The sequence below is a fragment of the Bradyrhizobium sp. th-b2 genome (genome assembly GCF_000426785.1).
Taxonomy (GTDB): domain Bacteria; phylum Pseudomonadota; class Alphaproteobacteria; order Rhizobiales; family Xanthobacteraceae; genus Bradyrhizobium; species Bradyrhizobium septentrionale.
Genome location: NZ_AUGA01000141.1, coordinates 1 through 7,496, shown reverse-complemented (window position 1 = coordinate 7,496; position 7,496 = coordinate 1). Strand labels below are relative to the sequence as shown.

9 protein-coding genes are annotated in these 7,496 nt (G+C 62.3%); all 9 read left to right on the top strand.

The window, feature by feature from the left end; all coding sequences use genetic code 11:
- The coding region (locus K359_RS0145850; protein WP_029085020.1) for a DUF1983 domain-containing protein at positions 1 to 1,743 on the top strand (1,743 nt) is incomplete at its 5' end.
- Between the two features lie 7 nt (positions 1,744 to 1,750).
- Entirely contained in the window at positions 1,751 to 2,188 is a 438-nt protein-coding gene (locus K359_RS0145845; protein ID WP_029085019.1) for a hypothetical protein, read from the top strand.
- Positions 2,188 to 2,628: a hypothetical protein gene (locus K359_RS0145840; RefSeq protein ID WP_029085018.1), complete on the top strand. Its 441-nt coding sequence runs from the start codon at positions 2,188 to 2,190 to the stop codon at positions 2,626 to 2,628. The genes K359_RS0145845 and K359_RS0145840 overlap by 1 nt, the downstream gene beginning before the upstream one ends.
- Positions 2,625 to 3,029, top strand: a complete 405-nt coding sequence (locus K359_RS0145835) for a hypothetical protein (protein WP_156929086.1) — start codon at positions 2,625 to 2,627, stop codon at positions 3,027 to 3,029. Before K359_RS0145840 ends, K359_RS0145835 begins: the two co-directional genes overlap by 4 nt.
- A complete protein-coding gene (locus K359_RS0145830; RefSeq protein WP_029085016.1) occupies positions 3,026 to 3,592 on the top strand; it encodes a hypothetical protein in 567 nt (188 codons plus the stop codon). Before K359_RS0145835 ends, K359_RS0145830 begins: the two co-directional genes overlap by 4 nt.
- Positions 3,589 to 3,957 (top strand): hypothetical protein, encoded by a 369-nt coding sequence (locus tag K359_RS0145825; RefSeq protein WP_156929085.1) that lies wholly within the window; start codon positions 3,589 to 3,591, stop codon positions 3,955 to 3,957. The genes K359_RS0145830 and K359_RS0145825 overlap by 4 nt, the downstream gene beginning before the upstream one ends.
- Before the next feature lie 53 nt (positions 3,958 to 4,010).
- Positions 4,011 to 5,939, top strand: a complete 1,929-nt coding sequence (locus tag K359_RS65400; protein WP_029085014.1) for a pyocin knob domain-containing protein — start codon at positions 4,011 to 4,013, stop codon at positions 5,937 to 5,939.
- A complete protein-coding gene (locus K359_RS0145815; RefSeq protein WP_029085013.1) occupies positions 5,936 to 6,358 on the top strand; it encodes a hypothetical protein in 423 nt (140 codons plus the stop codon). Before K359_RS65400 ends, K359_RS0145815 begins: the two co-directional genes overlap by 4 nt.
- Before the next feature lie 308 nt (positions 6,359 to 6,666).
- Positions 6,667 to 7,158: a septal ring lytic transglycosylase RlpA family protein gene (locus K359_RS56015; RefSeq protein WP_029085012.1), complete on the top strand. Its 492-nt coding sequence runs from the start codon at positions 6,667 to 6,669 to the stop codon at positions 7,156 to 7,158.
- The last annotated feature ends 338 nt before the right edge of the window (positions 7,159 to 7,496 follow it).

Sequence of the window (7,496 nt, the reverse complement as noted above, 5' to 3'; positions counted from 1 at the left end):
CGCGAGATCGTGCGGGATTCGATGCAGGTCAGTTTCACCATGCTCGGCGAGGAAGATCCCGACGCTGTCATGGTCGAGTATGTCGACGAGAGCACCTGGCGGCCGGCGCAGGTGCAATATCCGCCGGAGAGCGACACATTTACGTCGGTCAATGCCGAGACCAAGCGCGTCGACGGCATCGTCAACCGTGACCAGGCATTCCGGGAATGCGCGTTTTATTATCTGCAGTCGATCTATCGGCGGGAAAACGTCGCGCTCGGCTCAGAGTATGAGGGCAGGGCGATCACGCGCGGATCTGTGGTCAGGGTTCAATCCGATCTGCCGGAGAACTACGGTTACGGCGGCGCCGTCGTCGGCGTCGCCGGCGCGACGCTGACGCTCAGTCCTGCGCCGGTCTGGGATAGTGGGCCGTTCTATATCCGGTTGCGGAAGCCGAACGGGAAATTCTTTGGTCCGGTGCTTTGCAGCCGCGGCGTCGACGTCGCGCATGCGGTCCTCGACGCTGCCAGCCTGGCGACCGCGGAGAGCGCGCAGGCGACGACGCTGACGGCCGTCCTGGCCCGCGAGGATGGTGCGGAATATCCGTCATTTGACCTCGGCACGGGTGCAAGCCAATCGCGGCTGTGCGTTGTCCTCGACGGCTCGCCGAACGGCGACCAGTTCACGCTCAACATGGTGGTTGATGACGAGCGGGTTCACGCGACGGATCTCGGCAACCCGCCGGTGCTGCCGAGCGCGCAATATCCGTCAAACGACAAGGTCCCGCTGGTCTTTGGGCTCAATGCCTACATCAGCCAGGGCACGGCCGAGCCGCGGCTGTTCGCCAGCTGGTTTCCGACCGCGGGCGCGCTCTACTACGTCGCCGGCGTCTCCTATGACGAGGGCAAGAATTGGACGCAGGTCTTTGAGGGTGCCGAGAACCAGTTCGATACGGTCGTCAGCCTGGCCGCGGTGCGGCTGCGCGTCCAGGCGGTCAATGCGACGATGCGCGGCGCCTATTCGACCGTCGACCTCGAGGCGCCGACCGTCAAGCTGTCGCCGGGCATGGTCACGCTCGAGTCGTTCAATGCGGCCCTGAAAAATCAGGTCACGGCGGTCGCGGATCAAGATAACGACGAGATCAATGCGGCCCTGCAGCTGATCTCGTCGACCGCTGCTAACCAGGACGCCCGCAACTGGCTGGACAAAAAGTCGATCAAGTCGGAAATCTCAGCGCGCGTCGGTGCGGCCTTCGCGCAGATCTCGACAGTCCAGACCGTGGCAGTCGACGCGCAGCAGGCGGTCGCCGATCTCACGACGTCGGTCAGCGCTCAGTTTGGCGACGTCAACGCATCGATTACCGAGCAGTCGAGCGCGATCTCGAGGATCGACGGCTATGCCGCCGCGGCGTGGTCGCTAACCCTCAACGTGAACGGCTACATTTCCGGAATTCAATTGGTCAATGGCGGATCTGGCATCTCGGCCTTCACGGTCGTCGCCGACAAGTTCCAGATCCAGCTGCCGGGCTACAACGGGAATGCACCAAAGGCTGTTTTTACGGTTGGCACGATCAACGGCGTCGCCTCGATCGGCATCACGGCGAATATGTATCTCGACGGCGTGCTGACGGCACGCATGATGAACGTCGGCACATTGAGCGCGATCACGGCCAATGTCGGCACGCTGACCGCTGGTGTGATCCAGAGCTCGGACGGCAAGGTGGTCCTCAACCTGACCGCTGGCACTCTGATTATTTCGGAGTGACCGGACGATGGCGGTCCGGATCTATATCGATGCATCGCGGGTGACGGTGTCGAAGCCTGGATACGACGCGCAGTTTCCGCCGGCCGTCGATTACAAGTATCTGTCGCTCGACAGTCGGCTCAACCAGGGCAGGCCTCTCGAGGTGGGGCTGATTCCAGCCTACACGTTCCTGAGTGGCACCAAGATATTCTATTCGGGCACGTATCCGACGCCGCCGGCGGTGGACATCGTCCCTTACAGTCTGTCCTCGGGAGTCGCGGGATACGGTCAGACGCTGGTCATGCGGGACGCCAACAGCTCTACCGCCATTCAGCGCTCGCCGTTCGCTGTGCTTTGCGCGAGGGATGGGTTTACGCCGGATGATTCTGGCCTGGTGTTCGCAAGGTACTCCCGCTTGCACGGGCTCGCGTTCAATCTGTTCTATATCGCTTGGAAGGTCTGGTAATGGCTCGCCGGTTCCTGTTGGGCCTGCATCCGAGCCTCGGGCAATATGGCGTCTGGCTTTCCGTGCCTGCTGTCGACGTCGTCACGGCCACTGCCGCAGCGCAGTTCCTTTTGAAATCGGACGTCAAGAACGAGCAGGTCATCATGTCGGGCAGCATCTTCCTGCCGGCTCTCAGTGGAGCGGTTGCGATTCCGTATCCGGCGACCCTGCCGCAAAACCCGTTTGTCTCGTTTCGCACCTACATCGACTCGGGCGTCGTGTCCTACCCTTACCGACTGGATATGGCGGTGCCGAGGGACATCACGATCGGCGGCGTCGTCTATTACGAGATCCAGAACGGATTTCAGATCCAGAACAACACCATGACTTTCAACAATCTGATTTCTGAGTCCTACGGCATTTATGTCGACTACATGATCTTCAATCGGAGCCTTGGGTGACGCAGCGGGTTTTTATGCAGGGCGGAGCTAGCGCGAGGCTCGTCGTTAGCAAGCCTGGCGTTGACGCAGCGCTCGCCAACCTGGATCAAACGGTGTTCGATTCCCGCTGGTCTGGTCACCAGTTCTATTTGAGCGGCACCCTGGACAGCATCAACGATAGTACCGCTCAATTGAACTTCGGGGAGACGCTCGACGCGCCGCCGTTCATGCTGGGTTATTGCGATCCGAGCGTCCTTCTAAACCCTGGCGCACAATATCTGCAGTGCGAAGCCTACCGCGGCGGCGGCACTGATTTCTGGATCTACGCGGCCGTGACGACCTCGTCCATCGTGTTTCGGTTCAAGTTCGGCAACCAGCAGGGACGGCTCTATTTCTCGCTGTTCAGGAGGATCGCAGGATGACGGGGGTGACACTCGACGCGGCATGGGCGGTGCCTGGCTACACGCCGGCGAGCGTCGGCGGAGAGGCGGTCGCGGTCAGTCCAGAGGCCATTGCGGTCACGATCGAGGAGCCGGAGGCGGTCAACAAGACCAAGACGCTGATCCGGCACGACGAGAACGGAATTATTACGCAGGTCATTCTCGACGCCGTGCGACCCATGGACGAGATCTCCAAGTCGTTCGCGGAGGCCGGCATCGATCACATTCTCTATGATGGACCTGTCGATATCAAAGAGGCTTATGTCGACCTGTCGACTGATCCGCCGGAAATTCGACCCAAGCCGGAGGTTGTCATCAGCGGCGAGATCCGGCCGATCAAGGCGGACGGCGTCGATGCTCTGCATCTGACTGTGCAGCCGGAAACGTTCGCGGTTTATGTTTGGTACGACGGCAAGCTGGTCCACCAGGAGGACGTCGCCGATGGAAAGATCGAGTTCGCGATCGACCAGGCTGGTGCATTCCGGGTGACGATCGTCGCCGGGCAGCCGTACAAGGTCGGCGCCTTCGAGGTGGTCGCGCAATGAGAATTCAGATTGCGCCTTTGGTGCAGGAGAAGAAGCGCGCCGAGCGCCGGATCAACACGTTCCTTATGGTCGACGGCCATGACGTCGCGCATGCGCGCAAGCATATGCTGGCGCTATCCGTCCAGAATGGCGCCGCTGCGACCGCGGAATTCGAGGAGGCCGCGCGGATCGAGGGCAGGACCGCGCAGGAGCTCGCGGCCGTCATCCTGGCGAAACCGGACGAGCTCATGGTCAAGGAAAACAAGCGCAGGGGGCTGATCGTCGCGGTCCGGAACGCGCAGGGCCTGGCCGAGCTGAATAAGATCCTCGCCGATAACGGTGTCCCGGCGCATTACGAGGACCAGCGGCTGGCCCTGCTGCCTTAGTCCAGCGGACTCCGCTCCACAAAACCCAAAAAGACAATCGAGAGGTTATCGAGATGACGGCGCTTGCCAGTTACGCGACCGGAACGATTTCCGTTGCGGCCAACGGTACCGTTGTGACCGGATCGGCGACGATCTGGTCGGGCACGAACGTCCGGCCTGGCGACATCCTGCAGATCGGCAATTTTCAGACGATCATCGCTGACGTCACTGATCCGACGCATCTCGTTATCCCGCCATGGGGCGGCGGCGCGCAAGCCGGCGTCGCCTATGTGGTTTGGAAAGTGTCGCCGCAGCGCATCGCCGGCGCGCAGGCGATGGTCGACGTTTCGACGCTGGTCGCTGCGCTGAATACGACGGGCTTCTTTTGGTTTGTCGATGCGTCGCTCGCTGCGCCAGATCCGTCGCTCGGCTCGGATGGACAATTTGCCCTGCAGCCGTCGACCGGGAAAATGTGGGTTCATGTCGCCGGCGCATGGTCCTTCCTCGGGATCTATCGCGGCCTCGGCACGCCGGCGCCGTATGACAACGCGAAAACCTACAACCTGATGGACGTCGCAACCTCTGGCGGCTCGTCCTACGTCTGGATCAATCCGGCGCCGGGCTCCGGCCAGGCGCCGCCGAATGCGACCTATTGGGCCGTGCTCGCGAGCAAGGGTGACCAGGGCGCGCAGGGTATCCAGGGCGCGGGTTACGGCGGAACGTCGACGACGTCGCTCACGATCGGCGCCGGCGCGCAGGCGTTCACGACCCAGGCCGGCCTGGCGTATCAGAACGGCGCGCGTGTTCGTGCGAGCTCGACGGCCAATCCGTCGAATTGGATGGAGGGCCTCGCGACCTATGCCGGCACGACGCTGACGATCACAGTCGACAAGACCAGCGGCGCCGGCACGATCGCGAGCTGGAATTTCAACATCGTCGGCCAGCCTGGCGCCGGCGATCTGAGCTCGGCGAACAATCTTTCGGACGTGGCAAACCCTGCGACGGCGCGGCTCAATCTCGGCATCCGCCAGGTGATCGACTTGAGCGGTGTGGCCGATTGCAACGCGATCATTACAACCGGCTCTTACCAACTGAGCAGCACAACGAACGTCAATGCGCCGTTCGCCGGCGCGCTGTGGTACCTCGAAGTGCTGGCCTATAGTCTCGCAGGCTATGTCGAGCAGCGCGCGATTGTCCTCAACGGCACGCCTACCAATACGCAAACCTATTTCAGGGTGCTGCAGGCCGGCACGTGGTATCCGTGGCGCCTGTTGCTCGCACATGACGACAACCTGGCCGCTCTGGCGAACAAGGCTACCGCCAGGACAAACCTCGGCGCGGTCGGCCGGCTCAACCTGCTGCGGTTCACGGCGTCAGGCACATACAATCCGTCCGCGAATATCATCGGTGCACTGGTTGAAGTGCTCGGCGGGGGCGGCGCCGGCGGCGGCGTTTCGCCGAATTCGTCTTATGTGCTCGCGGGGCCTGGCGGCGGCGCCGGCGGAAGGTCGCTCCGATGGCTGACAGCCGCGCAGCTCGGCGCCGCACAGACGGTTGCGATCGGCGCCGGCGGAGCGGGCAACTCCGCCGGCGCCGGCGGCACGGGTTCGCCGACGAGCCTAGGATCGCTCGTCGTCGCTGCCGGCGGTCTCGGAGGCGGCGCCATGTCGACCGGCTCGGTTGGCGCGCCAGGTGGCGGCGGCACCATCACGACAGGCGATTATGGCTTTACGGGAAACACGGGAGACAACGGCCACTATCAGCAGATGGCCTCGACGACAAACATCATCGTCGGCAAGGGCAAGGGTGCTGATAGCCCGTATGGCAGCGGCGGCGTCGGGATCATGGGCAACGCAACAGCCTATCAATCGAACGGGAACGCGGCAACCGGGTTCGGCGCCGGCGGCGGCGGCGGTCTCTCCAACCAGTCGGCCGCGTCCAACATTGCCGGCGGCGCGGGCTCGTCCGGCTTAATCAACATCTGGGAGTTTCTCGCACAATGATCGGTTACATTCTCGACGCGCAGGGAAGCATCGTCAGCGCGCTTGTGTTCGACGACGAGCCTGCGGAGTTCACGCCGCCAGACGGCCACACGCTCGTCATGGGCGGAGAGTACGCGATCGGCGGCACGCTGGTCGGCGGCGTGTACTCGCCGCCGGTGCCGCCGGCAGCTGATCCGCTGCCGCCTCCGCCTCCGCCGGATTCCTGCACCAAGCTCGGCCTGAAACGCGCCTTTGATGAGCTCGGCAATTGGGCCACGGTCAAGGCCGAGATCGCGGCGGATGCGGCCGTCCAGGAGGAATGGGATCTCGCGACCGAGATCCGGCGAGCTGATCCTCTGGTGCAGCACATGATCGCGGTCGTCGACCTCTCCGACGAGCAGGTCGACCAACTGCTGATTCGCGCGAACACGCTGGTCTAACCGGGCGGCGTGCGGCCCGTGCGCGGATATCGACACGCGCCCGCAACCGAAGTCGGACTTCTTAGCGGGCATCGGCCTATCCAATGCTCCGTTCAGTCATGCTGCTGACGCAATCTCTGCGTTAGTTGGTGAGAACTAAGAACACTGTGCGAGGGGCCGCCCTGGTTCCCTCATCGGTTCCGTCGCCACGATCGGCACGAATCCGCAAAAAAATTGGCGCAAGTTCGAGAACGCCTCCGCGTTCGTTTGGCCATGTTTTGCGGCATCGGGAACCGAACAATCGAAAACAATCAGTCAAGGAGTTATGAATGCTGTTTCGCTCGAGCGCCGCAACTTGCGGCGCCGTAGTCGCGTTTGCCGTTTCCGTAACAGTTGCTCGAAGTGAAATCGAAGCAGTTCATTCTAGCGCCGTCGTCAATGATGCTTGTGGGGATGCGATCGTTGGCGCTGCATCAATGTACAACCCGTTCCGGCCCGGATCGCAGGAGGGCGGCCCGAACACAGCCTCCGGCGAGCGCTATGATCCCTCCGTCTGGGCGGCTGCCATCAAGACGAGCTTGCGTCAGAAATTTGGTGGGGTCCAATATGGCGCGAGGCCGAAGTATGCCCTCGTTGAGGCTGTAGGCAAGAAGGTTATCGTCAAGATAAATGACGTGGGGCCACTAACGCCTGGTCGCGTCATTGACCTCAATGAGCAGACTATGCGCTATTTCGATCCAAGCCTGCAGCTCGGGGTGATTCATGGCGTAACAGTTAGGCCGCTGTCCGGCGACTATTGGATCCCCGGACCGGTTGGCTGAACATCGCTCGCGAAAGAGGTATAGGTAGAGCACGGCCCCTCCTGGACGGAGGGAACGCCTCGATGGCCTGCTCGCTACTGCATCTTTGAGACGATGCTACTTTCGCGACAATGCGCCGGCCGAGGCGGGCGCAATTTTCGTTGCCATCAGCTCTGAATGTAGAGAACCAGTCCGAATGTCCCTCGTGCCCCTGAGCGGACATCGGCGCATTGGCCACCGAAGTCGGCTTTTGACCGAAGTCGACCATCCGCTCCGTTGACCGGCGGACCCAGCTACTCAGATCAAGCGATCTACGGCCTGTTGCAGCGGGTGATCGCGGCCCCTCCGACAGCGACCAA

What these genes read in the sequence shown, in the direction of transcription:
- K359_RS0145845 (WP_029085019.1), top strand. Translation starts at nt 1,751, where the DNA reads ATGGCGGTCCGGATCTATATCGATGCATCGCGGGTGACGGTGTCGAAG.
- K359_RS0145840 (WP_029085018.1), top strand. Translation starts at nt 2,188, where the DNA reads ATGGCTCGCCGGTTCCTGTTGGGCCTGCATCCGAGCCTCGGGCAATAT.
- K359_RS0145830 (WP_029085016.1), top strand. Translation starts at nt 3,026, where the DNA reads ATGACGGGGGTGACACTCGACGCGGCATGGGCGGTGCCTGGCTACACG.
- K359_RS0145825 (WP_156929085.1), top strand. Translation starts at nt 3,589, where the DNA reads ATGAGAATTCAGATTGCGCCTTTGGTGCAGGAGAAGAAGCGCGCCGAG.
- K359_RS65400 (WP_029085014.1), top strand. Translation starts at nt 4,011, where the DNA reads ATGACGGCGCTTGCCAGTTACGCGACCGGAACGATTTCCGTTGCGGCC.
- K359_RS0145815 (WP_029085013.1), top strand. Translation starts at nt 5,936, where the DNA reads ATGATCGGTTACATTCTCGACGCGCAGGGAAGCATCGTCAGCGCGCTT.
- K359_RS56015 (WP_029085012.1), top strand. Translation starts at nt 6,667, where the DNA reads ATGCTGTTTCGCTCGAGCGCCGCAACTTGCGGCGCCGTAGTCGCGTTT.